The following is a 24,542-nucleotide window of genomic DNA, read 5'->3' as shown; positions in this document are numbered from 1 at the left end:
TTTCCGGCATAGCCGACGACCCCGTGCGGGAGAGACCCCACACCGCCAGTGTGGGGCGCCGAAGGGGCAACCCTCCCCGGAACCTCTCAGGCAAAAGGACCGTGCGGGCGAGGCAGCTCTGGAAAGCAGGCGTGTTCCCGGGCATATCTGGGAACGGCGTCTCACCGACGGTGCAAGTCCGCCGCGCAGCGGGCGGGCGAAGCTCTCAGGTGCAGACGACAGAGGGGGAGACCGGTGGTCATCGGCCGCCCGAGGCGGCCGGGGGCCCGCACGACCGCCAGTCCGCCGCGCCGGCCGCGGTGCAGCCCAGGGAGGCTCCCCAGCGATGACGACAGCACAGACCACGTTCGCCGACCGGCACATCGGACCTTCCCCCGACGAACGCGCGCGCATGCTGGCGTATCTCGGCTACGCCGACATCGACGCGCTGATCGACGACGCGGTGCCCGAGGCGATCCGCACCGCCCGCCCGCTGCGGCTGCCGCCCCCGCTCAGCGAGAGCGCCGCCTTGGCCCGGCTGCGTGAGCTGGCCTCCCGCAACCGGGTGCTGACCTCCATGATCGGGCTGGGCTACCACGGCACCGTCACCCCCGGGGTGATCTTGCGCAACGTGCTGGAGAACCCCGGCTGGTACACCGCCTACACCCCCTACCAGCCGGAGATCTCCCAGGGCCGGCTGGAGGCGCTGCTGAACTTCCAGACCGTGGTGGCCGACCTGACCGGCCTGCCGGTGGCCAACGCCTCCATGCTGGATGAGGGCACCGCCGCGGCCGAGGCGATGGCGCTGGCGCACCGGCTGACCAAGGCCAAGACCGGCGGCACCTTCCTGGTGGACGCCGATGTGCTGCCGCAGACCATCGAGGTGGTGCGCACCCGCGCGCTGCCGCTGGGCATCGAGGTCGTGGTCGCCGATCTGACCGCCGGCCTGCCCGAGGGGGCGTTCTTCGGGGCGCTGGTGCAGTACCCGGGCACCGGCGGTGCCGTGCGCGACCTGGCCCCGCTGGCCGCGCAGGTCAAAGAGCGCGGCGCCCAGCTGATCGTGGCCGCCGACCTGCTGGCGCTCACCCTGCTGCGCCCGCCCGGGGAGCTGGGCGCCGACATCGCCGTGGGCTCGGCCCAGCGGTTCGGCGTCCCCTACGGCTTCGGCGGCCCGCACGCCGGGTACCTGGCCGTCCGCGAGGGCATCCAGCGCCAGCTGCCCGGACGGCTGGTCGGGGTGTCGGTGGACGCCGACGGCCGCCCGGCCTACCGGCTGGCGCTGCAGACCCGCGAGCAGCACATCCGCCGCGAGAAGGCCACCAGCAACATCTGCACCGCCCAGGTGCTGCTGGCGGTGATGGCCGGCATGTACGCCGTCTACCACGGCCCCGAGGGGCTGCGGGCGATCGCCGAGCGGGTGCACCACCGCGCCCGCTCCCTGGCCGCCGGGCTGCGGGCGGCCGGGATCGAGCTGGTCCACGAGGTGTTCTTCGACACCGTGCTGGCCCGCGTGCCCGGCCGGGCCGCCGAGGTGATCGCCGCCGCGCTGGAGCGCGGCATCAACCTGCGCCCGGTGGACGCCGACCATGTCGGGATCACCTGCGATGAGACCACCACCGACGAGCACATCTCCGCCGTCCTGGAGGCCTTCGGCGCCGGGCCGCAGGCGCCCGAGCCGGAGGGGGACCTGCTGGCCGGCCTGCGCCGCGACAGCGACTACCTGACCCACCCGGTCTTCCACGCCCACCGCTCCGAGACGGCGATGCTGCGCTACCTGCGCCGCCTGCAGGACAAGGACCTGGCGTTGGACCGCACGATGATCCCGCTGGGCTCGTGCACGATGAAGCTCAACGCCACCACCGAGATGGAGCCCATCACCTGGCCGGAGTTCTCCGGCATCCACCCGTTCGCCCCGCTGGACCAGGCCCAGGGGTACCTGGAGCTGATCGATGAGCTGGAGGGCTGGCTGGCGGAGATCACCGGGTACGCCAAGGTCTCCGTGCAGCCCAACGCCGGCTCCCAGGGCGAGCTGGCCGGGCTGCTGGCCATCCGCGGCTACCACGCCTCCCGCGGCGAGGGCCACCGCAACGTGTGCCTGATCCCGGCCTCGGCGCACGGCACCAACGCCGCCAGCGCCGCCATGGCGGGCATGCGCGTGGTGGTCGTCAAGTGCGACGCCGGCGGCAACATCGACATGGACGACCTGCACGCCAAGATCGCCCAGCACGGGGAGAACCTGGCCGCGATCATGGTGACCTACCCCTCCACCCACGGGGTGTTCGAGGAGACCATCACCGAGGTCTGCCGGGCCGTGCACGAGGCCGGCGGCCAGGTGTATGTGGACGGCGCCAACCTCAACGCGCTGGTGGGGCTGGCCCGGCCCGGGGAGTTCGGCTCCGACGTCTCCCACCTGAACCTGCACAAGACCTTCTGCATCCCGCACGGCGGCGGCGGTCCCGGCGTCGGCCCGGTGGCCGTGCGCGAGCACCTGGTGCCGTTCCTGCCCGGCCACCCGCTGCGCCCGGAGGCCGGCCCTGAAGGCGGCGGGATCGGCCCGATCTCGGCGGCGCCGTGGGGCTCGGCGGGCATCCTGCCGATCTCCTGGGCCTACATCGCGATGATGGGCGCCGACGGGCTGCGCGAGGCCACCGAGGGCGCCATCCTGGCCGCCAACTACGTGGCCCGGCGGCTGGACCCCTACTACCCGATCCTGTACACCGGCCGCGGCGGGCTGGTGGCGCACGAGTGCATCGCCGACCTCCGCAAGATCACCAAGGAGACCGGCATCACCGCCGAGGACGTGGCCAAGCGGCTGATCGACTACGGCTTCCACGCCCCCACGCTGGCCTTCCCGGTGGCCGGCACCTTGATGATCGAGCCCACCGAGAGCGAGAACCTGGCCGAGCTGGACCGCTTCTGCGACGCCATGATCCAGATCCGCCGGGAGATCGACCGGGTGGCCGACGGCACCTACGACCGCGCCGACAACCCGCTCAAGAACGCCCCGCACACCGCCGAGCACCTGATCGGCGACGACTGGAAGCACCCCTACAGCCGGGAGGAGGCCGCCTACCCGCTGCCGTCGCTGCGGGAGTCCAAGTACTGGCCGCCGGTGCGCCGCATCGACCAGGCCTACGGCGACCGCAACCTGGTGTGCTCCTGCCCGCCTCCGCAGGCCTTCGAGGACTGAGACGCTCCGGGCGGAGCGCCGGGAAAACCCGGCGTTCCGCCCGGCGTTTCGCCGCCCGGGCCGCCGGCCGCTCGGTAGGCTCGGACGGACACGATCCGCCCGCCGACCCTGCGAAGGCACCATGAGCACCACGCCGGATGAGGCCACCGCAGACCCCGCATCGCTGTGCGAGCAGGCCCGGCTGCTCGCCGAAGGCGGCCGGCCCGCCGAGGCCGCCGACCTGTTCCGGCGGGCGCTGGAGACGGGCGAGGGACCGGTGCGGCCCCGCGCCGCCCTCGGGCTGGCCGTCGTCCTGGACGATGTGGGGGATGAGGCCGGGGCCCGCCGGGCCGACTGGATCGCCATCGACAGCGGCGACCCCGAGTACGGGCCGCGCGCGGCCTACCATCTGGCGCTGCTGCACGAGCGGGCCGGTGAGGCGGAGGAGGCCGCCCGGGCCTGGCGGATCGTGGTGGACTTCGGCAACCCCCGCTACCTGCCCCCGGCGCTGCTGGCGCTGGCCCAGCTCGCCGACGAGGCCGGCGACTTCGAGACGGCCCGGCGGTGGTGGGAGCGCACCATCGACACCGGCGACCCGCAGTACGCCCCGGCCGCCGCCCACGATCTGGGACGGCGGCTGCTGGAGCGGGGCGAGCCCGCCCGCGCCCAGCGGGTGCTGGCCGAGGCGCTGCGCATGATCGACCGGGAGTCGGCCCCTTACGCCTACGCCCGCCTGGCCACCGCCGTCGGCATCGCCTACCTGGACCAGGCGATCGGGGCGTTCGGCGCGGTGCTGGAGGACCCGGAGGCCGCCGCCGACCCGGACATCGGGCCGCTGGCCACCGAGCTGCTGGCGCGCACCCTGCCGCTGCGCGGCCGCACCGAGGAGGCCGCGCGGGTGTGGGCGCACGGCCTGGCGCAGCCGGGCGTGGCCGAGCAGGTCCGTGCCAGGCTGCGCCGGGATTTCGCGGCCGGCGGGGAGGAGAGCGGCGCCCGCTGGTGGGAGCCGGTGGTGGAGTCGGCCGTGGCCGAGGGCGCCCTGCCCGCCCTGGCCGGTGAGGCGTTCGAGGCCGTGGAACGCATGTACGCGCTGGCGGCGGTGGGGCAGGCCGACGACGCGCGCCGGCTGCGCCGGGCGCTGCTGGATGTGGCCGCCGACTACCCCTGGGGCGACCTGCTGCGCGACAGCCTCACCGATCCCGCCTCCGGCCCGCCCGGGCGCTGACCGCACCCGGAGGGCGCCGGAGCCGGCGCTAGCGTGGGCGCATGCAGATCACGACGGCGCAGGGGCCCGCGGAGGTCACCTTGGACGAGGTGGCGCGGCCCCGGTTCTGGCTGGTGCTCACCCACGGCTCCAGCGGGGGAGTGCAGGCCCCCGACCTGCTGGCGGTGCGGCGGGTCGCGCTCGATCTCGGCGGGGCGGTCGCCCGCGTCCTGCAGCCGTTCCGCCTGGCGGGACGGCGGGCGCCCGGTTCGCCCGCCCGGCAGGACGAGGCCTGGCTGGAGGTCATCGAGGCGCTGCGGGAACGGATCGGCGACCGTCCGCTGATCCAGGGCGGACGCAGCAACGGGGCGCGGGTGGCCTGCCGCACCGCCCGCAAGGCGGGCGCCGTCGGCGTGGTGGCGCTGGCCTTCCCGCTGCACCCGCCGGGCCGCCCGGAGGTCTCCCGGGCAGAAGAGCTGCGCACCGCCGGCACCGAGGTGCTGGTGGTCAACGGAGAACGCGATCCCTTCGGCGTCCCCGGCCCGGCCGACGCCACGCACGTGACGGTGCTGCCGGGGGAGCGGCACGAGCTGGCCAAGAACCCGGCCGCGGTCGGGGCGGCGGTGGAGCCCTGGCTGCGCCGCTGGAGCGGAACCGGGCCCGAAGCCGTGGGATGAAGACGGCTCCGGGCCCGGATCGGCGGTGGTCACGGACGGGTGGTGACGCCCCCGAGGAAGATCACCCTGATGGACTAGTCCCCCGAGGGGACCGAATCTGCGCCTCGCCCGCCGTCTCGGCGGGCGAGGCAAGGCTCCCCCGCTTTCAAGCCGAGGTCGCAGCCGGCCTGACGACCGGCCGGTGCGGTGCGATGACTCCCCCGTCGGGCAGCAGCTCACCGGTGTCCTCGAACACCACCACGCCGTTGCACAGCAGGCTCCACCCCTGCTCGGGGTGACGGGCCACCGTGCGCGCGGCGTCACGGTTGGGTGCATCGTGCGAGGGACAGGGCGGCTGGTGCGGGCACATCGGCGTGCCTCCGGTCTTCGACTAACAGTGGACGTACGGATCTGTCTCTTTGGACGTTCACCAGTTTGCTGTGGTTCAGACCACTGCGATATAGCCCGTTGGGACGATTTGTTGATCTGGCACTCACCTGCATTCATAGGCGGTCCGGGCCATACCCGCACTTTGCGCTGCGGAGTCGTTGCGCCACGCCGAGTGATGGAATTCCTCGTGTGATCATGAAACTTTCCTAAGATGCCGCTGACAACGCAGGGGTGAGGGAGGGACCTGATGCGCGTCGCGCTCTTCGTGGCCTGCTTCAACGACGCGTTGTTCCCCCGCACCGGCGAGGCCGTCGCCGCCCTGCTGACCCGGCTGGGCTGCCGGGTGTCCTTCACCGCCGAGCAGACCTGCTGCGGCCAGATGCACTGGGCCACCGGCTACCACCGGGAGGCCGCCGCACTGGCCCGCCGCCTCACCGGGCTCTTCGACGATCCCCGGCAGGTGGTGGTGACCCCCTCGGCCTCCTGCGCGAGCACCATCCGCGACGCCTACCCGCGCATCGCCCGGGCCGCCGGGGACGAGGCGCTGGCCCGCGCGGCGGCCGCACTGACCGTCTATGAGCTGACGGAGTTCCTGGTGGACGTGCTGGGCACGGTGGACGTGGGCGCCTATTTCCCGCACCGGGTCGCCTACCACCCCACCTGCCACTCGCTGCGGGCGCTGCAGCTGGGGGACCGCCCGCTGCGGCTGCTGCGCGCGGTGCGCGGGCTGGAGCTGGCCGAGCTGCCGGCGGCCGAGGAGTGCTGCGGCTTCGGCGGCACCTTCGCGATGAAGAACCCGGACGTGTCGGTGGCCATGGTCGCCGACAAGGTCCGCCACATCCGGCACAGCGCCGCCGAGGTGGTCTGCGCGGTCGACAACTCCTGCCTGACCCACATCGGCGGCGCGCTGTCGCGGCTGCGCAGCGGCGTGCGCACGATGCACCTGGCAGAGATCCTGGCCGCCACGGAGCACACCTCATGAGCCCGCTCCCGCCCGCACCCTCGAAGTTCGCCGTCGCGGCCCGGCAGGCGCTGGCCGACACCGGCCGGCGCCACAACCTGAGCCGGGCCATGGCGGCACTGCGCCGCCGCCGGGCCGCCGCCACCGCCGAGGCTCCCGACTGGGAGCGGCTGCGCCGGGCGGGCCGCGCCGTCCGCGACCGCGCCCTGCTGTCGCTGGACACCCAGCTGGAGACCTTGGAGCAGGCCGTCACCGACGCCGGCGGCACCGTGCACTGGGCCGTCACCGGCGCCGAGGCCGCCCGGATCGTGATCGACCTGGTGCGGGCCGGCGGGCAGACCGAGGTGATCAAGGCCCCGGCCCCGGTGCTGGGGGAGATCGGCCTGGAGCGGGCGCTGGAGCGGGCCGGGATCGCCGCCGTGCACACCGGGCTGGGCGAGCTGGTGCTGCACCTGGCGGGGGAGGACCACCCGGCGCACTTTCTGCTGCCGGCGATCCATCGCGACCGCGCCGAGATCCACCGGCTGCTGGTGCGCAGGCTGCCCGGCGTGCCCGAGGAACTGGGCACCGATCCGGCCGAGCTGGCCGACGCCGTGCGCGCCCAGACGCGCGAGCGGCTGCTGTCGGCCCGCATCGCCGTCATCGGGCCGGCCTTCGCCGTGGCCGAGACCGGCACGCTGGTGCTGCCGGAGGGCGACGGCGGCGGCCGGGTGTGCCTGACCGTGCCCGAGACGCTGATCTGCGTGCTGGGCATCGACCAGGTGGTGCCGTCCTGGCGGGACCTGGAGGTGGTGCTGCAGCTGCTGCCGCGCGCGGCCGCCGGCGAGCGGATGAGCCCGTACGTCAGCACCTGGACCGGGGTGTCAGAGCACGACGGTCCCGCCCGCATGCATCTGGTGCTGCTGGACAACGGCCGCACCGCGATGCTGGCCGACCGGGTGGGGCGGTCGGCCCTGCGCTGCATCCGCTGCGCGGCCTGCCTGCCGGTGTGCCCGGTGTACGAACGCACCGGCGGCGCCGCCTACGCCGCCGCCGGGGGAGGGGAGCTGTCCGGTCCGATCGGCGCGGTCTGGACGCCGCAGACCCGCGGGGTGGACGGCGCCGCCGAGGCGTCGCTGCCGTTCGCCTCCACGTTGTGCGGGGCGTGCGGCGACGTCTGCCCGGTGGAGATCGACATCCCGGGTGTGCTGGTGCACCTGCGCGGCAAGGTCGTCCAGGCGCGCCGCAGCCTGCCGGTGCCGCCGCCGGAGATGGTGCTGATGCGCACCCTGGCCTGGGCGATGAGCGACCGGCGGCGGTATGAGTCCACGCTCCGCCGGGGAGTGCGCTGGGCCCGGCTGCTGGCGCGGGACGGCCGCATCCAGCGCCTGCCGGGCCTGCTGGGCAAGTGGACCGAGGCCCGCGACCTGCCCGCCCCGCCCCGCGACCCCTTCCGCTTCCGCTGGAGGCGCAGGTGAGCAGAGAACAGATCCTGCAGCGGGTGCGCCGGGCGCTCGGCAAGGGCGACGGCGCCCTCCCGCAGGTCCCCCGGGACTATCACCACCGGCTCACCGGCCAGGAGGCCGCCGAGCGCGCCGATGTGATCGCCCTGTTCAGCGAGCGGATCGCCGAGCAGCGGGCGGCCGTCCGCCATGTGAGCGCCGATGAGCTGGCCACCGCGATCGCCGCCGCATTGTGGGCCCGGGAGACCAAGCGCATCGTGGTGCCCCCCGATCTGCCCTACGGCTGGCTGTCCCAGCTGGAGGGGGTGGAGGCGGTGGCCGACTCCGGCGGCGCGCTGGCGACGTCCGTGCTGCAGAGCGCCGACGGGGTGGTGACCGGCTGCGCGGTGGCGGTGGCCCGCACCGGCACGGTCGTGCTGGACGGCGGCCGGGCGCAGGGCCGCCGGGCGCTGACGCTGGTGCCCGACTACCACCTGTGCGTGGTGCACGCCGACCAGATCGTCGGCACGGTGCCCGAGGCGATCGCCCGCCTGGACCCCTGCCGCCCGCTGACCTGGATCAGCGGCCCGGCGACCACCTTCGATGTGGAGCTGGAACGGGCGCCCGGGGTGCACGGCCCGCGCGCCCTGGAGATCCTGGTCGTGGAGGACTGAGCAGGAGGCCCGGGGCGGCTCAGCGGGGCCGCAGGGCGTCGATGTGGGAGGCGATGAGCTTCTCCACGGCGTCGGCGGCCAGTGCCGCGGGGTCGAAGACCAGCTGCAGGGTGAGCCCGTCGGCCACGGCGATGAGCCAGGCCGCGGTCGCCTCGCAGTCCAGGTCGGCGCGGAAGACGCCGGCGCGCCGGCCGGCCCGGAGGATCTCGGCGTACTGCCGCCGCCAGCGCGCATAGACCTCGCGCTGCAGCGCCGCGACCTCCTGCCGGACCAGGGCCCGGTCCAGGAAGGCCAGCCAGGCGCGGGCCTCGGCGCGCCGTTCGGCGTCCAGCGGCAGCACCGCGGTGATCGCATGGTGCAGCAGGTCGGCGGGGTCCCGTTCGGCGGAGACGGCCGCCACCCTGCGGCCGACCCGCCGGGCGACCTCGACGAAGGCGGCGGCCAGCAGCTCGTCCTTGTCGGCGAAGTAGTGCGCCAGGGCGCCGGTGGACAGCCCCGCGGCGGCGGCCGCCCGGCGGACCGTCACGCCTTCTGCGCCCTCCTCGGCCACCAGCGCCAGGACGGCGGAGATGATCTCGGCCCGCCGGGCTTCATGATCGACCACTCGCGGCATGGTGGTAGCGTACCGGATGTAACACGGACGTTCGAAATAAAAACGGAGCGGTCGATGCGAGGGAACGGAACGCACAGGGATGTCGGCGGCCTGCTGTGGTTCTACGGCGTGACCATCGCCGCCACCTGGCTGTGTTATGCGCCTCCCGTCGTGGCGGCGCGGCGCGGCGAGCCCTTCGACCCCGGCCTGACGGGGCTGTTCGCGCTGGGCGGGATCCTCGCCCCGGCGTTGACGGCGTGCGCGCTGGCCGCGCTGCGGGGAGGCCGGCGGGAACTGCGCGATCTTTTGGGCATGGCCCTGCGCGGGCGCTTCCCGCTCCGCTGGTATCTGGTGGTCGTGGCGGTGCCGTTCGCCGTGCCGCTGGCGGCCGTGGCGCTGGACGGCCTGCTGGCGGGCGCCGTGCCGGCCGTCTGGGCGGTGGCGCCGACCGCCCAGACGCTCGCCACGTTCTGGATCGCGCCGATCGGGGAGGATTTGGGCTGGCGCGGCTATGCCCTGTCGCGGATCCTGGCGCTGGGCGGCCCGATGACGGCGAGCCTCGTGCACGGCGTGCTGTGGGCGCTGTGGCACCTGCCGATGTTCTTCATCCCCGGCACCGCCCAGGCCGACCAGTCGCTGCCGCTGTTCATCGTCCAGCTCGTCGGGGCGAGCATGCTCTTCACCCGGGTGTTCCTGGCCACCGGCGGAAGCGTGCTGGCCATGATGCTGATGCACGCCGCCGCCAACCTGGCCTTCAACACCGTTCCGGTGTTCGCCGGCGAGGGCGGCAACGGCACGCGGACCGCGCTGATGTCCCTGCTGTACCTGGCGGTGGGGGTCGCCGCCCTGGCCCGGCGGCCGCGCGCCGGCGGCGCGGTCAGGGCCGGCGCGCTTGCGCCGACAGCCCGGTGAGGATCAGCTCCAGACCCGCGGTGAAGCGGGCGTCCCAGTCCACGGGGGGCTCGCCGGGGGAGGGGCCGCGCATCTCCAGCGCCGCCTGGCCGATCACATAGCCGAGCAGGGCGTGCGCGCCGTCGGCGGCGGCCCCTTCGGGCAGCCCCGCCCGGTACAGGATCTCCCGCACCGAGGCGGCGGTGTCGGTGAGGGCGGCCGGGTTGCGCCGGGTGACCACCAGCGGCAGCACTCCCGAGTGCGCCATCAGCCGGGCCCGGTAGGCGGCCGCCCACTCCCGCAGCGCCTGCCGCCAGTCGCCGCCGGGCCGGGCCGGCAGCACGGCCACGTGGGAGACCAGCCCGTCCAGCAGCTCTTCCTTGCCGCGCGGCATGTGGTGGTAGATCGCCATCGCCTCGACCTGCAGGGCGTCGCCGAGCCGGCGCATGGTGAGCCGGCCCAGGCCCTGACCGTCGACGATGTGCAGCGCCGCCTCGATGATCCGGTCGCGGGTGAGCGGCGGCCGGTTGTGCGCCGCCATGCCGGGCTGTCTGACCATGGGATGACCTTACTGCGTAAAGGGGGCGGGTGGTATGTCACACCCCCGACAAGGGCCGAATCTGCCGGCCGACCCCACACCGGAGCGGCAGTGCGCGTACCCTGTCGTCCGGATGCGATCGTGAGAGGAAGGACCGCCATGCTGCTGGGCCGCCGGGTGTCCAAGGACGTCATGGAGCGGTACGCCGCCGATCAGGAGCTGGCCGCCGCCTACCGCGACAAGCTGGCCGCCGCCACCGCGGCCGAGGACGAGCTGCGGCGTGCGCGGGCAGAAGGGGCGGCGCGTCCCGGCGAGGAGCTGCGCGCCCTGGCGGTCGCGCTGGACCGGGCGCTGACCGAGGCGCTGCGGGCCGCCGAGGCGGCCGAGCGGGTGGCCATGGGCCCGAAGGTCTACGTCCCCCAGGACGCCAAGGACCCCGCCAAGGCCCGCCGGGAGGCCGAGATCGCCCGCCGCAAGGCCAAGGCCCGTCCCTCGGTGAAGCCCTGGACCGAGGAGGTCAACCGGCTGCGCACCGCCCGCGAGGCGCACCGGCTCAGCTACCGGGTGGGTCCCCGCGTGGCGGCCTGACGGCACGGCCGGCCGCGCCGCCGCGCGCAAAGGAGACGGGATCGCGATGCGGCCGGGTGCTCCCCGGGGGGTGAGGATCTACCCGCCCGGGGATGCGCCACTGCCGCCGTGTGCTGGACGATGCTGGAGCACGTCCGTGGACAGTCGGGGGACGGGGAGATTCCTTGGAGCACACGCCGCCTGATCGGCATCGTCTGCTGGAGTCCTACCGGGCCGGGGTGCACGCGATCCGCAGGCTGGCCGCGCAGGTGGAGGACTGGTCGGTTCCCACGCCCTGCACCGAGTGGACGGCGCTGGATCTGGCCGGGCATCTGCGCTGCGTGGCCGAGAACCAGCTGGAGTACCTGCAGGACGCGCCCCACAGCCGGCTGGCCAAGCTGTTCGCCCAGAACGCCCCGGCGGCGGTGCTGATCCGCCAGCAGGCCCGGCAGAACGCCGCCGAGTTGGCGGTGCTGCCCGCCGCCTCCGGGCCGGAACGGATCTTGACCTTCACCGTGTCGGCGGACGCCTACGCCGACCTGCTGCCGGACGCCTGGGACCGCCTTCACCTGGTCTACCGGGGCACGGAGTACACGGTCGGCGACTATGCCGGGGCGGCGTGCCTGGAGTGGCACTTGCACGCCTGGGACCTGGCCCGCGCCATCGGCCTGGACCACCGGCCCGCCGACCCGCAGCTGCTGGCGGACGCCTGGCGGCGGGGGGTGCCTCACCTGCCGCTGATCGAGGGGGACGACCCGTGGGAGGCGGTGCTGCGCTCTTCGGGCCGCTCCCCCCACTGGCCCCGGGTGGAGCACCCGCTGAAGACCAGGCTCGCCGCCCGGGCCGGCTGACGGCCCTTCACCGGGGCACAGGCCGCGAGTCTCATCTCTTCACAGGCGATCGGTTTCGCCGTGCGCATGTTGTATCGCCGCGGGTACATGATCGGCTGTCCCCCGTAACGCGGCGTTCCTAGCTTCCACGGTGTCCACGCAGACATCTGGAGGCGGAACGATGACGGTTCTGACCGACCCGCAACAAGGCCGCACGACCTCCGCGGCGAGGTCTGCGGTCAAAGGCGGCCGCTGGATCGACGATTGGGAGCCGGACGACGCGGACTTTTGGGCCAGGACCGGCCGTCGGGTCGCCGCGCGCAACCTGGTCTTCTCCATCCTCACCGAGCACCTGGGCTTTTGCGTCTGGCTGCTGTGGAGCATCGCGGTGCTGAACCTGCAGTCGGTGGGCATGCAGCTGTCGGTGGGCCAGATCCTGTGGCTGACCACGCTGCCCAACCTGGTCGGCGCGGCGATGCGCATCCCCTACACCTTCGCCCCCGCCCGTTTCGGCGGGCGCAACTGGACGATCGTCAGCGCGCTGCTGCTGCTGATCCCCTGTGGTCTGTTCGTCTACGCCGTGGAGAACCCCGACATTCCCTACTGGGCGCTGCTGCTGATCGCGGCGACCACCGGCCTGGGCGGCGGCAACTTCGCCTCCTCGATGGCCAACATCACCCACTACTACCCGACCGACAAGCAGGGCCTGCCACTGGGGCTGAACGCCGCCGGCGGGAACATCGGAGTCAGCGTCACCCAGCTGGCGATGCCTCCGCTGATCGTGGCGTTCGGGCTGGCCGCCGTCGGCTGGGTGTGGATGCCCTTCATCCTGCTGGCCGCCGCGGGCGCCTACTTCTTCATGAACAACCTGCGCGGCGCCGCCTCCGCCTACACGGCCAAAGAGATGATCGCCGGCTGCAAGGACCGGCAGACGATCATCATGTCGGTGCTCTACATCGGCACCTTCGGCTCGTTCATCGGCTACTCCTTCACCTTCGGGGTACTGATCACCTCACAGTTCCCGGGCATCAAGGCCTCCGACTTCATCTGGCTGGGCGCCTTCGCCGGATCCCTGGCCCGGCCGCTGGGCGGCTGGCTGGCCGACCGGTTCGGCGGTGCCCGGGTCACCATGCTCGACTTCCTGCTGATGGGGCTGGGCATCGTCGCGGTGGCCGTCGCGGTGCAGGCCGGCAGCTGGCCGTTGTTCCTGGCGGCCTTCCTGTTCGTGTTCGTCGCCACCGGCATCGGCAACGGCTCCACCTACAAGATGATCCCGGCCATCTTCCGGACCCGGGCGATGCAGGGAGTGGACGCCGGCGATGCCGCGGCGGTCAAGTCGGCCCTGGCCGCGGCGCGCCGGGCCGCGGCGGCCTCGATCGGCATCTCCTCGGCGGTCGGTGCGCTGGGCGGGGTGCTGATCCAGCAGGCCTTCCGCATCTCGCTGGAGTCGGTCGGCGGGATCGGCCCGGCGCTGGCCGGCCTGGCGGTCTTCTATGGCCTGTGCGTGGCGCTCACCTGGGCGACCTACCTGCGCAAGGTCCACATCGGCGGGGTGCGGATGAGCCTGGCGCAGGCGGGGGTCTGACCGGCCGGCGCCCGGTCCGGCCGGGGACGCCGCGGCCTTTCGTCCCCTGGTGCCGGCGGCCCGCGGAGCAAAGGGCCGGGCGTGAGGGCGGCACCGGTGGCCTGCACCGGTGCCGCCTCGCCGTCGTCCCCCGTGGCCTGCTGTGTCAGGCGTGGTCGGCGACCAGTTCCGCGCTGCGGGGGTCGGCGGCGCGGGCGCAGTGCGCGCTGCAGTACCAGTGCCGGTTCACCTCGACCCCGTGGCCGAGGATCCGGCACGAGCAGTGCTCGCAGATCGGCGCCATCTTGGTGATGGCGCATTCGAAGGAGTCGAAGGTGTGCACCGCTCCCTGTGCGTGCACCTCGAAGGCCAGCTCATAGTCGTTGCCGCAGACCTCGCATTCGGCCATGGCGTTTCCCCCCTGGTTCACCGGCCCGTGCGTACCCCGGTCACCTACCCGGCGGCGCGGCGTGCTACCCCTTCGCCGGCCCCGTCGGGGCGTTCCCGCGCCGCCGTGGCGGGCCTGGTCAGCGGGTGAGCCGCAGCGCCGCCCCGAACCCGGGCTCATAGCCGTCCTCCAGGTAAACCGTGCGGCCCTCGGCGATGCCGCGCAGGCTGGGGATCATCCGGCGGGCCACATGGGGGGCGGCCAGTTCGGGGATCTGCTCGGGGGTGACCATCGCATGGTCGGACAGCTCGTCGGGGGGCAGCCGGATGCCGCTGATCTCCTCGGCGGTGACGCTGCCGCCGAACACGAACACGTTGACCGCATCGGCCCCGCCGTGCCCGCCGTTCGGCGGTCCCCAGTCCACGCAGACCAGCCCGGTCAGTCGGGGGGTGAAACCGAGTTCCTCTTGGCATTCGCGGATGCAGGCGGCCAAGGGGGATTCGCCGTGCTCGATCACTCCGCCAGGCAGGAACCAGCCCTCTTTGTAGGTGGGTTTGACCAGCAGCACCCGGCCCCTGTCGTCTTGCAGCAGGGCCGCGGCGGCGCCCCGGGTACGGGGAAGAGAGGCGTAATAAGCAGCGTCCGGCATGGCATGAGGCTAAGCGCTGCGCGGCCGTCCTCTTCGGGGGGCGCGGCCGCAACCGTCTGCGGAAACGCCTGTGGCCGTCGATCCGTTCGCAAGCGCGGCTCAGGGCGCCGAATGGCGTTCACGCATCCGGCGGAAAAGCGGGGGATGCGAGCGCCCGTCCACGGCCCCTCACCGCCGTGGAGCGTGCCAAAACAACGCTCTGACCTCAGCGAATGCGTCCTCGTGAGCCGCTTTTAACACCCGGGACACAACCGAGACCCGCTCATGAAACGCCCCCCGCACACGATCGGCCCCATGGCGGTGAGTGAACACATGAGTCCAGAGCGCCTCCCCCGGGCGCCGGCGACGGCCGCGGGCACCCCCACCCACTGCCCGTACTGCGCCCTGCAGTGCGGCATGACGGTGGGGGGAAGCCCGGTGCGGGTGGAGCCCCGCACGGACGTGCCGGCCAACCGCGGCGGGCTGTGCCAGAAGGGGTGGACGGCCGCCGAGCTGCTGACCGTCCCCGACCGGCTGACCACGCCGCTGATGCGGGCGCACCTGGGGGCGCCGCTGGAGCCGTGCACCTGGGAGGAGGCGCTGGAGCGGATCACCGCCGAGATCACCCGGCTGCAGGAGCGGCACGGCCCGGACGCGGTCGGAGTCTTCGGCGGCGGCGGGCTCACCAACGAAAAGGCCTACCAGCTGGGCAAGTTCGCCCGGATCGCGCTGCGCACCTCGCAGATCGACTACAACGGCCGCTTTTGCATGTCCTCGGCCGCCGCCGCGCTGAACCGGGCGTTCGGGCTGGACCGGGGACTGCCGGGGCCGATCACCGACCTGGCCCGGGCCGATGCGATCCTGCTGGCCGGGGGGAACCCGGCCGAGACCATGCCGCCGTTCATGCGGCACCTGACGCAGATGCGCGAGCGCGGCGGCGCGTTGATCGTCGTCGACCCGCGCCGCACCGCCACCGCCCGGCAGGCCGATCTGCATCTGCAGCCGTCCCCCGGCACCGATCTGGCGCTGGCCAACGGGCTGCTGCACGTGGCCATCGAAGAGGGCTTCCTGGATGAGGCGTTCATCGCCGAACGCACCAGCGGGTTCGAGGCGGTGCGGGTGTCGGTGAACGCCTACTGGCCGGAGCGGGTGGAGCGCATCACCGGCGTGCCGGTGCCGCACCAGCGCGAGGCCGTGCGGCTGCTGGGCCGCGGCGCCCGCGCGCTGATCCTCACCGCCCGCGGCGCCGAGCAGCACGCCCACGGCACCGACACCGTCACCGCCTTCATCAATTTGGCGCTGGCGCTGGGGCTGCCCGGCCGGGAGGGCGGCGGCTACGGCTGCCTGACCGGGCAGGGCAACGGCCAGGGCGGGCGCGAGCACGGGCAGAAGGCCGACCAGCTGCCCGGCTACCGCAGGATCGACGACCCGGCCGCCCGCGCGCACGTGGCCGCGGTGTGGGGGGTGGACCCCGGCATCATCCCCGGCCCCGGCCGCAGCGCCTTCGAGCTGCTGGAGGCGCTGGGCACCGAGCACGGCCCCAAGGCGCTGCTGCTGTTCGGCTCCAACCCGGTGGTGTCGGCGCCGCGTTCCCGGCGCATCGAGGAACGGCTGAACTCCCTGGAGTTCCTGGCGGTGTCGGACTTTGTGCTCTCAGAGACCGCCCGGCGGGCCGATGTGGTGCTGCCCACCACCCAGTGGGCCGAGGAGTCCGGCACGCTGACCAACCTGGAGGGGCGGGTGCTGCGCCGCCGCCGCGCGGTGGACCCGCCCCCGGGCGTCCGCAGCGACCTGCAGATCCTGGCCGAGCTGGCCGGGCGGCTGGGCGCGCCGGGCACCTGGAGCGCCGACCCGGCCGAGGTGTTCGACGAGCTGCGCGCCGCCAGCGCCGGCGGGCCGGCCGACTATTCGGGCATCACCTATGAGCGGATCGACGCCGAAGGCGGGGTGTTCTGGCCGTGCCCGTCGCCGGACCATCCCGGCACGCCCCGTCCCTTCCTTGAGCGTTTCCACACCCCCGATGGGCGGGCCCGGTTCGTCCCGGTCGACTACGGCGGCGTCGCCGAGCGCATCGACGCCGATTACCCCGTCTACCTGACCACCGGCCGGGTGCTGGCGCACTACCAGAGCGGGGCGCAGACCCGCAGGATCGCCCCGCTGGTGGAGCGCGCCCCCGAGCCGTTCGCCGAGATGCATCCCGATCTGGCCGCGCGGCTGGGCGTGCGCGAGGGCGCGCTGGTACGGGTGTCCAGCCGCCGCGGCTCCGTGGTGGTGCGGGCCCGTCTGGTGGAGACCATCCGGCACGACACCGTGTTCATCCCCTTCCACTGGGCGGGGGAGGGACGCGCCAATCTGCTGACCAATCCCGCGCTCGACCCGCTGTCTCGGATGCCGGAGTTCAAGGTGTGCGCCGTGCGGGTCGAGCCGTATGAACGGAACGGAGCCGCTCAGTGAACCCTGTCCCGCACGCCGTCCAGGACCGGCCCGGCGAGGGCGGGCGCCGCTCGGGGCCGCGGGCCGGTGACGCCGGGCCGATCGTCGTCGTCGGCAACGGCATGGCCGGCTCGCGGTTCGTCACCGATCTGCGCCGGCGCGACCCGCATGTGCCGGTGACGGTGTTCGGCGCCGAGCCGCAGCAGCCCTACAACCGGATATTGCTGTCGAACGTGCTGGCCGGCGTGGCCCGGCCGGAGCAGATCGGCCTGGTGGAGGCGTCCTGGTACGCCGAGCACCGGGTGGACGCCCGCCTGGGCGTGGCGGTCACCCGCATCGACCGCAAGGCCCGCGTGGTGCACGCCGCCGACGGCAGCGTGACCCCTTATGGGACGCTGGTGCTCGCCACCGGCAGCACCGCGGTCGTGCCGCCGCTGAAGGGCGCCGAGGACGGCCTGCCCGCCGGTGCGCTGCCCTTTCGCACGCTGGAGGACTGCCGCAAGATCTTGGAGCTGGCCGGTGCCGCCGACCGGGCCGTGGTGGTCGGCGGGGGCCTGCTGGGCATCGAGGCCGCCCGCGGGCTGGCCGGGCGCGGCCTGCCGGTGACGGTGGTGCACCAGGCCGGGCACTTGATGGAGCGTCAGCTCGACCCCGGCGCCGGCAAGGTCCTGGCGCGCACCCTCGACCGTCTGGGCGTCCGGGTCCGCCTGCAGGCCGCCGTCCGGGCGCTGCGCACCGAGGGCGAGGGGGAGGAGCGGCGGGTCGTCGGCGTCGAGCTGGACACCGGCGAGTTCCTGCCGGCCGAACTGGTGATCTTGGCCTGCGGGGTGCGGCCGCAGGTGCGGCTGGCCCGCGCGGCGGGGCTGGCCGTCGAGCGCGGGATCGTGGTCGATGAGATGCTGCGTTCGGTGACCGACCCGGCGGTGCGGGCGATCGGCGAGTGCTCCCAGTACGGGCGGACGGTCTACGGGCTGGTGGCGCCCGCCTGGCAGCAGGCGACCGTGCTGGCCGACCTGCTGTCGGGGGCCGACCGCGGGGCGCGCTTCACCGGCGCCCGGCAGATCACCCGCCTCAAGGCCGCCGGCGTGGAACTGGCGGCGATGGGGGACAGCCGGCTGGGCGACGAAGACCCCCAGGTGGAGGTCGTGCAGTTCTCCGACCCGGCTCGCGGCACCTACAAGAAGGTCGTCGTCCGGGAGGACCGGCTGGTCGGGGCGATCCTGCTGGGGGAGACCGGCACCGCCGGCACGCTCGCCCAGCTGTATGACCGGGCGGCGCCGCTGCCTTCGAACCGGCTCGGCCTGCTGTTTCCGGGACTGGACGGCGGCATGGGCGACTCGCCGGCCCGGCTGCCGGACGCGGCGACGGTCTGCCACTGCAACAACGTCTCCAAGGGGCAGATCCGCGCCTGCTGGCGGCAGGGCGCCCGCAGCGCCGGCGAGGTGGCCGAGCGCACCCGGGCCGGCACCGGCTGCGGGACCTGCCGGGACGCGGTGGAGGACATCGTCCGCCTGCTGAACGAGCAGCAGGAGGCGGTGCCCGCCGGCTGACCCCGAACGAAAAAACTGAAAAACTTCTCAAAACCCGCCGTTTCCGGGCGGGTTTTTTCTTGGGAGAGGTCACGAGATGACCACGAAAGCATTTCAAGGTGAGCGGCTTTTAACACGCCGGTGACAAAGGAGACGCAACTGCGAAACGCCTTCTGCTGAGTATCACCCCATGGACGTCGGAGGGGATACCTACAGGCAGCTGGTCGTGGTCGGCCACGGCCCGGCCGGTCACCGGCTGGTGGAGACCCTGCGGGAACGGGACACCGCGGGCCTATGGCGGATCACCGTGATCGGGGAGGAACCCCGCCCCGCCTACGACCGGGTCGCGCTCACCTCCTACCTGACCGAGGAGGCGGACCTGACGTTTCCCGCGCATGACGCGCAGGTTACGGTCCGCATCGCAGAAACGGTCACCGGCATCGACCGCGCGGCCCGCACGGTCACCACCGCCTCGGGGGAGGTCATCGGCTACGACGCGCTGGTGCTGGCCACCGGCTCCGCCCCGTTCGTGCCCCCGGTGCCGGGCCGGGACCTGCCCGGCGTGTTCGTCTACCGCACCATCGACGACCTGGAGGCGCTGCGCGCCCACTGCACCGCCCGTCCCGGCGCCGCCGGCGTGGTGGTCGGCGGGGGCCTGCTGGGCCTGGAGGCGGCCCGGGCGCTGCAGGGCCTGGGCATCGACGTGCACGTGGTGGAAGCGGCGCCCTGGCTGATGCCGCGCCAGTTGGACGAGGGCGGCGGCGCCATGCTGCGCCGCCACATCCAGCAGCTGGGGCTGACGGTCCACACCGGCGCCCCGCTGCAGGGGCTGCACCCCGGCCCGGACGGCACGGTCGCCCAGGTGACCCTCGGCGACGGAACGGCGATCCGGGCGCAGGTGGTGGTCTTCTCCGCCGGCATCCGCCCCCGCGACGAACTGGCCCGCGCCTGTGGCCTGCCGGTGGGCGAACGCGGCGGCATCGTCGTGGACGCCACCTGCCGCACCGCGGACCCGGCGATCTTCGCCATCGGCGAGTGCGCCCTGGTCGACGGCACCGTCTACGGGCTGGTCGGCCCGTGTTTTGCGATGGCCGAGACGGTGGCCGACCACCTGGCGGCGCTGGCGAACGGCACCACCGCCCAGGCCGCCTTCGGCGGCGCCGACACCTCCACCAAGCTCAAGCTCATGGGCGTGGAGGTGGCCAGCTTCGGCGACCCGTTCGCCTCCCGGGCGGGCGGCGCCCTGGACGTCACCTACACCGACCCGGTCGCCGGCGTCTACAAAAAACTCGTCGTCAGCGACGACGCCCGCACCCTGCTGGGCGGCGTGCTGGTCGGCGACGCCTCCGCCTACCCCGTGCTGCGCACCCGCGTCGGCGCGCAGCTGCCCGGCAGCCCCGAGCAGATCCTGTTCGGCGGCACCGAGCCGCCCGGCGGCGAGCTGCCCGGCGATGCCGTCATCTGCAGCTGCAACAACGTCTCCGCCGAGACCATCCGCGGCGCCATCCGCGCCGAAAGCCTCACCGACGTGCCCGCCGTCAAGGAGTGCACCCGGGCCGGAACCTCGTGCGGAAGCTGCGTCCCGCTGGTGAAGAAGCTGCTGGACGCCGAGCTGACCGCGGCCGGCGTCCAGGTCGGCAAGGCCTTGTGCGAGCACTTCGACCACAGCCGCGCCGAGCTGTTCGACATCGTGCGCGTCCGCCAGATCACCACCTTCACCCAGCTGATCACCGAGCACGGCCGGGGCCGCGGCTGCGACATCTGCAAGCCGGTGGTGGCCTCGATCCTGGCCAGTCTGGGACGCGGCCACATCCTCGACGGCGAGCAGGCCGCCCTGCAGGACACCAACGACCACTTCCTGGCCAACATGCAAAAGAACGGCACCTACTCGGTGGTGCCGCGCATCCCCGGCGGGGAGATCACCCCCGAGAAGCTCATCGTGATCGGCGAGGTCGCCCGCGACTTCGGTCTCTACACCAAGATCACCGGGGGGCAGCGCATCGACCTGTTCGGGGCCCGGGTCGAGCAGCTGCCGAAGATCTGGAAGCGCCTGGTGGACGCCGGGTTCGAATCCGGCCACGCCTACGGCAAGGCGCTGCGCACGGTCAAATCCTGCGTCGGCTCCACCTGGTGCCGCTACGGGGTGCAGGACTCGGTGGGCATGGCGATCCGCCTGGAGCTGCGCTACCGGGGGCTGCGCGCCCCGCACAAGCTCAAGGCCGCCGTCTCCGGCTGCGCCCGCGAATGCGCCGAGGCGCGCAGCAAGGACTTCGGGGTCATCGCCACCGAACGGGGCTGGAACCTGTATGTGGGCGGCAACGGCGGCATGCGCCCCCGCCACGCCGACCTGTTCGCCTCCGACCTGGACGATGAGACGCTGGTCCGCTACATCGACCGGTTCTTGATGTTCTACATCCGCACCGCCGACCGGCTGCAGCGCACCGCCGGCTGGCTGGAGGAACTGGACGGCGGGATCGACTACCTGCGCGAGGTGATCATCGAGGACCGGCTGGGCATCTGCGCCGAGCTGGACGAGCAGATGGAACGCCACGTGGCCGGCTACTCCGACGAGTGGCGCGACACCCTGGAAGACCCCGAGAAGCTGCGCCGCTTCGTGTCCTTCGTCAACGCCCCCGACGTCCCCGACCCGAGCATCGTCTTCGAACCCGAACGCGACCAGATCAAGCCGGTACTGCTGGCCGGACCGAAGCTGGAGGTAGTGACCCGATGACCGCCGACGTGCAGACCGCGCCCGTCGTCCCGCCGCAGCCGACGACCCGCTGGCATCAGGTGTGCCGCTATGACGACCTGCTGCCCGAGCGCGGCGTGTGCGCGCTGGTGGAGGGCGTCCAGGTGGCGATCTTCCGGACCTTCGACGGGGAGCTGTTCGCCCTGTCCAACTTCGATCCCTTCAGCGGCGCCTACGTGATCGCCCGGGGCATCGTCGGCACCCGCGGCGGCATCCCCACCGTGGCCTCTCCCATGTACAAGCAGGTCTTCGACCTGCGCACGGGCCGCTGCCTGGACGACGGGCAGGTGGCGCTGCCGACCTTCCGCATCCGCCGCACCCCGGCCGGAGGGGTGGAGGTCGCGCTGTCATGACAACCGCGACCGATCCGGGGGTGGGCTCGGCCGGCCATGAACACTGACCATGAACCGCTCGCCGGGTTCGCGGTCGGGGTGACCGCGGCACGGCGGCACGAGGAGTTGGCCGCGCTGCTGGAACGGCGCGGGGCACGGGTGGTGCACGCCCCCGCGATCCGGCTGGTGCCGCTGGCCGACGACGCCGAACTGCTGCACGCCACCAACGTGTGCATCGCCGACAGGCTCGACTATGTCGTCGTCACCACCGCCATCGGTTTCCGCGCCTGGCTGGAGACGGCCGACGGCTGGGGGCTGCGCGACGCCTTGATCGAGCGGCTGCACAAGGCCCGCATCCTGGCCCGCGGCCCCAAGGCCCGCGGCGCCATCCGCTCGGCGGGCCTGCAGGAGGAGTGGTCGCCGGATTCGGAAAGCTGCCAGGAGCTGCTGCGTCACCTGCTGGCCGAGGACCTGACCGGCACCCGCATCGCGGTGCAGCTGTATGGGGAGCCGCTGCCGGACTTCACCGGCGCGCTGCGCGCCGCCGGCGCCGAGGTGATCGAGGTGCCGGTCTACCGCTGGTCGCGCACCGACGACTCCACGCCGCTGCGCCGGCTGGTGGGGCAGGCCGTGGCCGGCACCATCGACGCCATCACCTTCACCAGCGCCCCCGCCGTCACCGCCACGCTGGCGGTGGCGGCCGAGGACGGCCTGGAGGAGGCGTTGCTGGAGGCGCTGCGCACCCACACGGTGGCCGCCTGCGTCGGCCCGGTCACCGCCCAGCCGCTGACCGACCGCGGCGTGCCCACCGTCCAGCCCGAGCGGGCCAGGATCGGGGCGCTGGTGCGGGCGCTGGCCGCCGACCTGCCGCGGCGGCGGGCCCGGCGGATCAACGTCCGCGGCCACACCCTGGAGCTGCGCGGGCACGCCGTCGTGCTGGACGGGCAGCTGCGGCCGATCGCCCCGGCGCCGATGGCGATCCTGCGGGCGCTGGCCCGCCGGCCCGGCCATGTGGTCTCCCGGGCCGAGCTGTGCACGGTGCTGCCCAGCCGGGTGATCACCGGAAGCGGCTGGGGCCGGGACGGCCGCCCGCAGGCCGATGAGCACGCGGTGGAGATGGCGGTGGCCCGGCTGCGGCGCGGCCTGGGCCGCTCGGGCATCGTGGAGACCGTGGTCAAACGCGGCTACCGGCTGGCCTGCGACCCGGTACGCACCGATCGTCCCTTTTGACGCGTCCTTTCGCGGGGCACAGAGGGCGGGCGCACATCGCCCGCCCTCTGTCATGCAGGCGAGCCCTTCCCAGCGGGAAGGACCGAAGAGACCGCCCGCAGGCGGTCGGCCGGGCTCTTTGCGCAGACCGCGGCGAGGACCCGCGGGGTCATGCGGAGCCTGCGGCGCCCGGGGCGGTTCGGGCGGCCGAGGCGGTGAGGAGATGGTGCGGCGGTGGAGTGGCGATCGGTCTTCACCCTGAGCGTTCCGCTGCTGGAGGTGTTCGTCCGCGGCACGGTGACCTATCTGGTGCTGCTCATCCTGTTACGTCTGGTCGGCCGGCGCGAGGCGGGCGGCCTGGGGGTCACGGACGTGCTGCTGGTCGTCTTGGTGGCCCAGGCCGCGGCGGCCGGGCTGCAGGGCGAGGCCGAGACGGTCGCCGACGGCCTGCTGCTGGTCGTGACGATCCTGTTTTGGAGCGTGGCGGTCGACGCCGTCGCCTACCGGTTCCCGTGCATGGCGGCGCTGCTGAAGGCCCGGCCCCGGGTGCTGATCGAAAACGGCAGGCTGAACCGCAAGGCGATGCTGAGGGAGTTCATGACCGCCGAAGAGGTCCTCTCCCAGATGCGGCTGCACGGCATCGAGGACATCGCCATGGTCGAGCGCGCCTGGATCGAACCCAACGGCATGATCAGCGTGATCCGCCGGGACCGCGCCGCGGGCGACCCGGTCGAGCCGCCCCGGGGACTGTGACGGCGCCGCCCTGCCGGACCCGGCCGCCCGCTTGTTTCTGAATATTGGACTTACATACGGTTGGGGGATCTGACTGTCGGTTCTGGGCCGAGGGAGTCGTGCATGGCCACGGGGGAGCCCGCGATCGCCGTCACCGGGCTGGTCAAGCGTTTCGGCGAGGTCACGGCGGTGCAGGGCATCGACTTCACGGTGGAGGCCGGCGAGATCTTCGGCTTCCTCGGCCCCAACGGGGCGGGCAAATCCACCACGATCGGCATGCTGTGCACCCTGCTGCGGCCCACCGCCGGCAGCGCCCGCGTGGCCGGCTACGACGTGGTGCGCGAACGCGACGACGTGCGGCGCAACATCGGGCTGGTCTTCCAGGACCCCACCTTGGACGGCTACCTGTCCGGCGAGCAGAACCTGCGTTTCCACGCCGAACTGTACGGGGTGCCCCGCGCCGCGCTCGCCGGCCGGATGCGCCAGGTGCTGGAGATGGTGGGGCTGTGGGAGCGGCGGCGCGACAAGGTCAACACCTACTCCGGCGGGATGAAACGCCGATTGGAGATCGCCCGCGGGCTGCTGCACTCGCCGCGGGTGCTGTTCTTGGATGAGCCCACGGTGGGGCTGGACCCGCAGACCCGGGCGTCCATCTGGGACTACATCCGCCGCCTGCAGGCCGCCGAGCAGATCACCATCTTCATGACCACTCATTACATGGAAGAAGCCGAGTTCTGCGACCGCATCGCGATCATGGACTCCGGCAAGATCGTGGCGCTGGACTCCCCCGAGGCGCTCAAGGCCCGCGTCGGCAAGGACCGGGTGCGGCTGCACACCGACGACGACCGGGCCGCCATCGCCGCGCTCAAGGAACGCTTCGGCATCGACGCCGACGTGCGCGACGGCGCCGTCACCTTCTCCGTGGCCGGCGGGCAGGAGTTCGTGCCCCGGCTGTTCGCCGAGCTCGGCCAGGCGATCCGCGCGGTGAGCGTGGCCCGCCCCTCCCTGGACGATGTGTTCATGTCCTACACCGGCACCAGCATCCGCGACGCCGGGGGCTCTGCGCGGGACTGGATGCGGGTGGCCGCGCGACGAAGATGAGAGGG

Annotated in this window: 22 protein-coding genes and 2 riboswitches; of the genes, 17 read left to right on the top strand and 5 right to left on the bottom strand. The window is 73.2% G+C overall.

The genetic code is table 11. The features are described 5' to 3' along the window. Positions 1-16 precede the first annotated feature (16 nt). Positions 17-112, top strand: a riboswitch (glycine riboswitch). Next, a riboswitch (glycine riboswitch) is annotated at positions 113-232 on the top strand. It abuts the riboswitch before it with no gap. A gap of 93 nt (positions 233-325) precedes the next feature. The 3 genes from gcvP to BUE48_RS12040 all read left to right on the top strand — a co-directional run bounded on the left by gcvP (position 326) and on the right by BUE48_RS12040 (position 5,029). After that, entirely contained in the window at positions 326-3,169 is a 2,844-nt protein-coding gene (gene gcvP / locus BUE48_RS12050; RefSeq protein ID WP_286989815.1) for an aminomethyl-transferring glycine dehydrogenase, read from the top strand. Positions 3,170-3,290: 121 nt separating this feature from the next. After that, a complete protein-coding gene (locus BUE48_RS12045; RefSeq protein ID WP_012852775.1) occupies positions 3,291-4,373 on the top strand; it encodes a tetratricopeptide repeat protein in 1,083 nt (360 codons plus the stop codon). A 41-nt stretch (positions 4,374-4,414) separates the two neighbouring features. Next, entirely contained in the window at positions 4,415-5,029 is a 615-nt protein-coding gene (locus tag BUE48_RS12040) for an alpha/beta hydrolase family protein (RefSeq protein WP_012852774.1), read from the top strand. 145 nt (positions 5,030-5,174) lie between these two features. Here BUE48_RS12040 and BUE48_RS12035 read toward each other — a convergent pair whose 3' ends face one another. Further along, complete coding sequence (locus BUE48_RS12035) at positions 5,175-5,378, bottom strand: DUF5999 family protein (protein WP_012852773.1); 204 nt, start codon at positions 5,376-5,378, stop codon at positions 5,175-5,177. A gap of 267 nt (positions 5,379-5,645) precedes the next feature. Between BUE48_RS12035 and BUE48_RS12030 the strand changes: the two genes are divergently transcribed. The 3 genes from BUE48_RS12030 to BUE48_RS12020 are packed head-to-tail and all read left to right on the top strand — an operon-like array spanning position 5,646 to position 8,454. Continuing rightward, positions 5,646-6,380 (top strand): (Fe-S)-binding protein, encoded by a 735-nt coding sequence (locus BUE48_RS12030; protein WP_012852772.1) that lies wholly within the window; start codon positions 5,646-5,648, stop codon positions 6,378-6,380. Continuing rightward, positions 6,377-7,816 carry a lactate utilization protein B gene (locus BUE48_RS12025; RefSeq protein ID WP_286989814.1) on the top strand — a complete coding sequence of 480 codons (1,440 nt, stop codon included), beginning with the start codon at positions 6,377-6,379 and terminating at the stop codon, positions 7,814-7,816. Before BUE48_RS12030 ends, BUE48_RS12025 begins: the two co-directional genes overlap by 4 nt. Beyond that, positions 7,813-8,454 carry a LutC/YkgG family protein gene (locus tag BUE48_RS12020; RefSeq protein ID WP_012852770.1) on the top strand — a complete coding sequence of 214 codons (642 nt, stop codon included), beginning with the start codon at positions 7,813-7,815 and terminating at the stop codon, positions 8,452-8,454. The genes BUE48_RS12025 and BUE48_RS12020 overlap by 4 nt, the downstream gene beginning before the upstream one ends. Before the next feature lie 19 nt (positions 8,455-8,473). On the opposite strand, the gene BUE48_RS12015 is transcribed toward BUE48_RS12020, so the two are convergent. Continuing rightward, positions 8,474-9,067, bottom strand: a complete 594-nt coding sequence (locus BUE48_RS12015; RefSeq protein WP_012852769.1) for a TetR/AcrR family transcriptional regulator — start codon at positions 9,065-9,067, stop codon at positions 8,474-8,476. A gap of 54 nt (positions 9,068-9,121) precedes the next feature. Here BUE48_RS12015 and BUE48_RS12010 point away from each other — a divergent pair, with 54 nt between their 5' ends. Beyond that, positions 9,122-9,958 (top strand): CPBP family intramembrane glutamic endopeptidase, encoded by an 837-nt coding sequence (locus BUE48_RS12010; protein WP_012852768.1) that lies wholly within the window; start codon positions 9,122-9,124, stop codon positions 9,956-9,958. Here the strand turns inward: BUE48_RS12010 and BUE48_RS12005 are convergent. Next, complete coding sequence (locus BUE48_RS12005; protein WP_012852767.1) at positions 9,924-10,496, bottom strand: TetR/AcrR family transcriptional regulator C-terminal domain-containing protein; 573 nt, start codon at positions 10,494-10,496, stop codon at positions 9,924-9,926. The two genes, BUE48_RS12010 and BUE48_RS12005, sit on opposite strands and share 35 nt — an antisense overlap. 138 nt (positions 10,497-10,634) lie before the next feature. Between BUE48_RS12005 and BUE48_RS12000 the strand changes: the two genes are divergently transcribed. From BUE48_RS12000 to BUE48_RS11990, 3 genes are all read left to right on the top strand, one after another. Next, positions 10,635-11,063, top strand: a complete 429-nt coding sequence (locus BUE48_RS12000; RefSeq protein ID WP_012852766.1) for a hypothetical protein — start codon at positions 10,635-10,637, stop codon at positions 11,061-11,063. 164 nt (positions 11,064-11,227) lie between these two features. Continuing rightward, positions 11,228-11,893, top strand: a complete 666-nt coding sequence (locus BUE48_RS11995) for a maleylpyruvate isomerase N-terminal domain-containing protein (protein ID WP_286989813.1) — start codon at positions 11,228-11,230, stop codon at positions 11,891-11,893. Positions 11,894-12,053: 160 nt separating this feature from the next. Continuing rightward, the gene (locus BUE48_RS11990) at positions 12,054-13,457 is read left to right on the top strand and encodes an MFS transporter (protein ID WP_012852764.1); all 1,404 of its coding nucleotides are present in this window, start codon (positions 12,054-12,056) and stop codon (positions 13,455-13,457) included. A 145-nt stretch (positions 13,458-13,602) separates the two neighbouring features. Here BUE48_RS11990 and BUE48_RS11985 read toward each other — a convergent pair whose 3' ends face one another. Then, entirely contained in the window at positions 13,603-13,845 is a 243-nt protein-coding gene (locus BUE48_RS11985; protein WP_012852763.1) for a metallothionein, read from the bottom strand. A gap of 118 nt (positions 13,846-13,963) precedes the next feature. Next, entirely contained in the window at positions 13,964-14,473 is a 510-nt protein-coding gene (locus tag BUE48_RS11980; RefSeq protein ID WP_012852762.1) for an NUDIX domain-containing protein, read from the bottom strand. 312 nt (positions 14,474-14,785) lie between these two features. On the opposite strand from BUE48_RS11980, the gene BUE48_RS11975 reads away from it, so the two are divergent. The 7 genes from BUE48_RS11975 to BUE48_RS11945 all read left to right on the top strand — a co-directional run bounded on the left by BUE48_RS11975 (position 14,786) and on the right by BUE48_RS11945 (position 24,537). Next, on the top strand, positions 14,786-16,906 hold the full coding sequence (locus tag BUE48_RS11975) for a molybdopterin oxidoreductase family protein (RefSeq protein ID WP_286989812.1): 2,121 nt from the start codon (positions 14,786-14,788) through the stop codon (positions 16,904-16,906). Next, on the top strand, positions 16,903-18,435 hold the full coding sequence (locus BUE48_RS11970; RefSeq protein ID WP_286989811.1) for an FAD-dependent oxidoreductase: 1,533 nt from the start codon (positions 16,903-16,905) through the stop codon (positions 18,433-18,435). The genes BUE48_RS11975 and BUE48_RS11970 overlap by 4 nt, the downstream gene beginning before the upstream one ends. A gap of 169 nt (positions 18,436-18,604) precedes the next feature. Further along, a complete protein-coding gene (nirB, locus tag BUE48_RS11965; protein ID WP_286989810.1) occupies positions 18,605-21,145 on the top strand; it encodes a nitrite reductase large subunit NirB in 2,541 nt (846 codons plus the stop codon). Further along, entirely contained in the window at positions 21,142-21,516 is a 375-nt protein-coding gene (gene nirD, locus BUE48_RS11960) for a nitrite reductase small subunit NirD (RefSeq protein ID WP_012852758.1), read from the top strand. Before nirB ends, nirD begins: the two co-directional genes overlap by 4 nt. Before the next feature lie 36 nt (positions 21,517-21,552). Further along, positions 21,553-22,725: a uroporphyrinogen-III synthase gene (locus BUE48_RS11955; RefSeq protein WP_012852757.1), complete on the top strand. Its 1,173-nt coding sequence runs from the start codon at positions 21,553-21,555 to the stop codon at positions 22,723-22,725. A gap of 213 nt (positions 22,726-22,938) precedes the next feature. Further along, a complete protein-coding gene (locus tag BUE48_RS11950) occupies positions 22,939-23,457 on the top strand; it encodes a DUF421 domain-containing protein (protein ID WP_012852756.1) in 519 nt (172 codons plus the stop codon). A 102-nt stretch (positions 23,458-23,559) separates the two neighbouring features. After that, positions 23,560-24,537 carry a daunorubicin resistance protein DrrA family ABC transporter ATP-binding protein gene (locus BUE48_RS11945; RefSeq protein ID WP_012852755.1) on the top strand — a complete coding sequence of 326 codons (978 nt, stop codon included), beginning with the start codon at positions 23,560-23,562 and terminating at the stop codon, positions 24,535-24,537. Positions 24,538-24,542: the final 5 nt, after the last annotated feature.

It is taken from the genome of Thermomonospora sp. CIF 1 (assembly GCF_001896795.1).
Lineage (GTDB): Bacteria > Actinomycetota > Actinomycetes > Streptosporangiales > Streptosporangiaceae > Thermomonospora > Thermomonospora curvata.
The sequence above is the reverse complement of the archived record's forward strand: the minus strand, read 5'-3'. Positions and strand labels throughout refer to the sequence as shown.

Excerpts from the sequence above, each read along its gene's own strand:
- BUE48_RS12045 (WP_012852775.1), top strand. The coding sequence starts at position 3,291 with ATGAGCACCACGCCGGATGAGGCCACCGCAGACCCCGCATCGCTGTGC.
- BUE48_RS12035 (WP_012852773.1), bottom strand. The coding sequence starts at position 5,378 with ATGTGCCCGCACCAGCCGCCCTGTCCCTCGCACGATGCACCCAACCGT.
- BUE48_RS11945 (WP_012852755.1), top strand. The coding sequence starts at position 23,560 with ATGGCCACGGGGGAGCCCGCGATCGCCGTCACCGGGCTGGTCAAGCGT.
- BUE48_RS11975 (WP_286989812.1), top strand. The coding sequence starts at position 14,786 with ATGAGTCCAGAGCGCCTCCCCCGGGCGCCGGCGACGGCCGCGGGCACC.
- BUE48_RS11990 (WP_012852764.1), top strand. The coding sequence starts at position 12,054 with ATGACGGTTCTGACCGACCCGCAACAAGGCCGCACGACCTCCGCGGCG.
- BUE48_RS12010 (WP_012852768.1), top strand. The coding sequence starts at position 9,122 with ATGCGAGGGAACGGAACGCACAGGGATGTCGGCGGCCTGCTGTGGTTC.
- BUE48_RS12015 (WP_012852769.1), bottom strand. The coding sequence starts at position 9,067 with ATGCCGCGAGTGGTCGATCATGAAGCCCGGCGGGCCGAGATCATCTCC.
- BUE48_RS12000 (WP_012852766.1), top strand. The coding sequence starts at position 10,635 with ATGCTGCTGGGCCGCCGGGTGTCCAAGGACGTCATGGAGCGGTACGCC.
- nirB (WP_286989810.1), top strand. The coding sequence starts at position 18,605 with ATGGACGTCGGAGGGGATACCTACAGGCAGCTGGTCGTGGTCGGCCAC.
- BUE48_RS11955 (WP_012852757.1), top strand. The coding sequence starts at position 21,553 with ATGAACACTGACCATGAACCGCTCGCCGGGTTCGCGGTCGGGGTGACC.
- BUE48_RS12025 (WP_286989814.1), top strand. The coding sequence starts at position 6,377 with ATGAGCCCGCTCCCGCCCGCACCCTCGAAGTTCGCCGTCGCGGCCCGG.
- gcvP (WP_286989815.1), top strand. The coding sequence starts at position 326 with ATGACGACAGCACAGACCACGTTCGCCGACCGGCACATCGGACCTTCC.
- BUE48_RS12005 (WP_012852767.1), bottom strand. The coding sequence starts at position 10,496 with ATGGTCAGACAGCCCGGCATGGCGGCGCACAACCGGCCGCCGCTCACC.
- BUE48_RS12040 (WP_012852774.1), top strand. The coding sequence starts at position 4,415 with ATGCAGATCACGACGGCGCAGGGGCCCGCGGAGGTCACCTTGGACGAG.
- nirD (WP_012852758.1), top strand. The coding sequence starts at position 21,142 with ATGACCGCCGACGTGCAGACCGCGCCCGTCGTCCCGCCGCAGCCGACG.
- BUE48_RS11980 (WP_012852762.1), bottom strand. The coding sequence starts at position 14,473 with ATGCCGGACGCTGCTTATTACGCCTCTCTTCCCCGTACCCGGGGCGCC.
- BUE48_RS11985 (WP_012852763.1), bottom strand. The coding sequence starts at position 13,845 with ATGGCCGAATGCGAGGTCTGCGGCAACGACTATGAGCTGGCCTTCGAG.
- BUE48_RS12030 (WP_012852772.1), top strand. The coding sequence starts at position 5,646 with ATGCGCGTCGCGCTCTTCGTGGCCTGCTTCAACGACGCGTTGTTCCCC.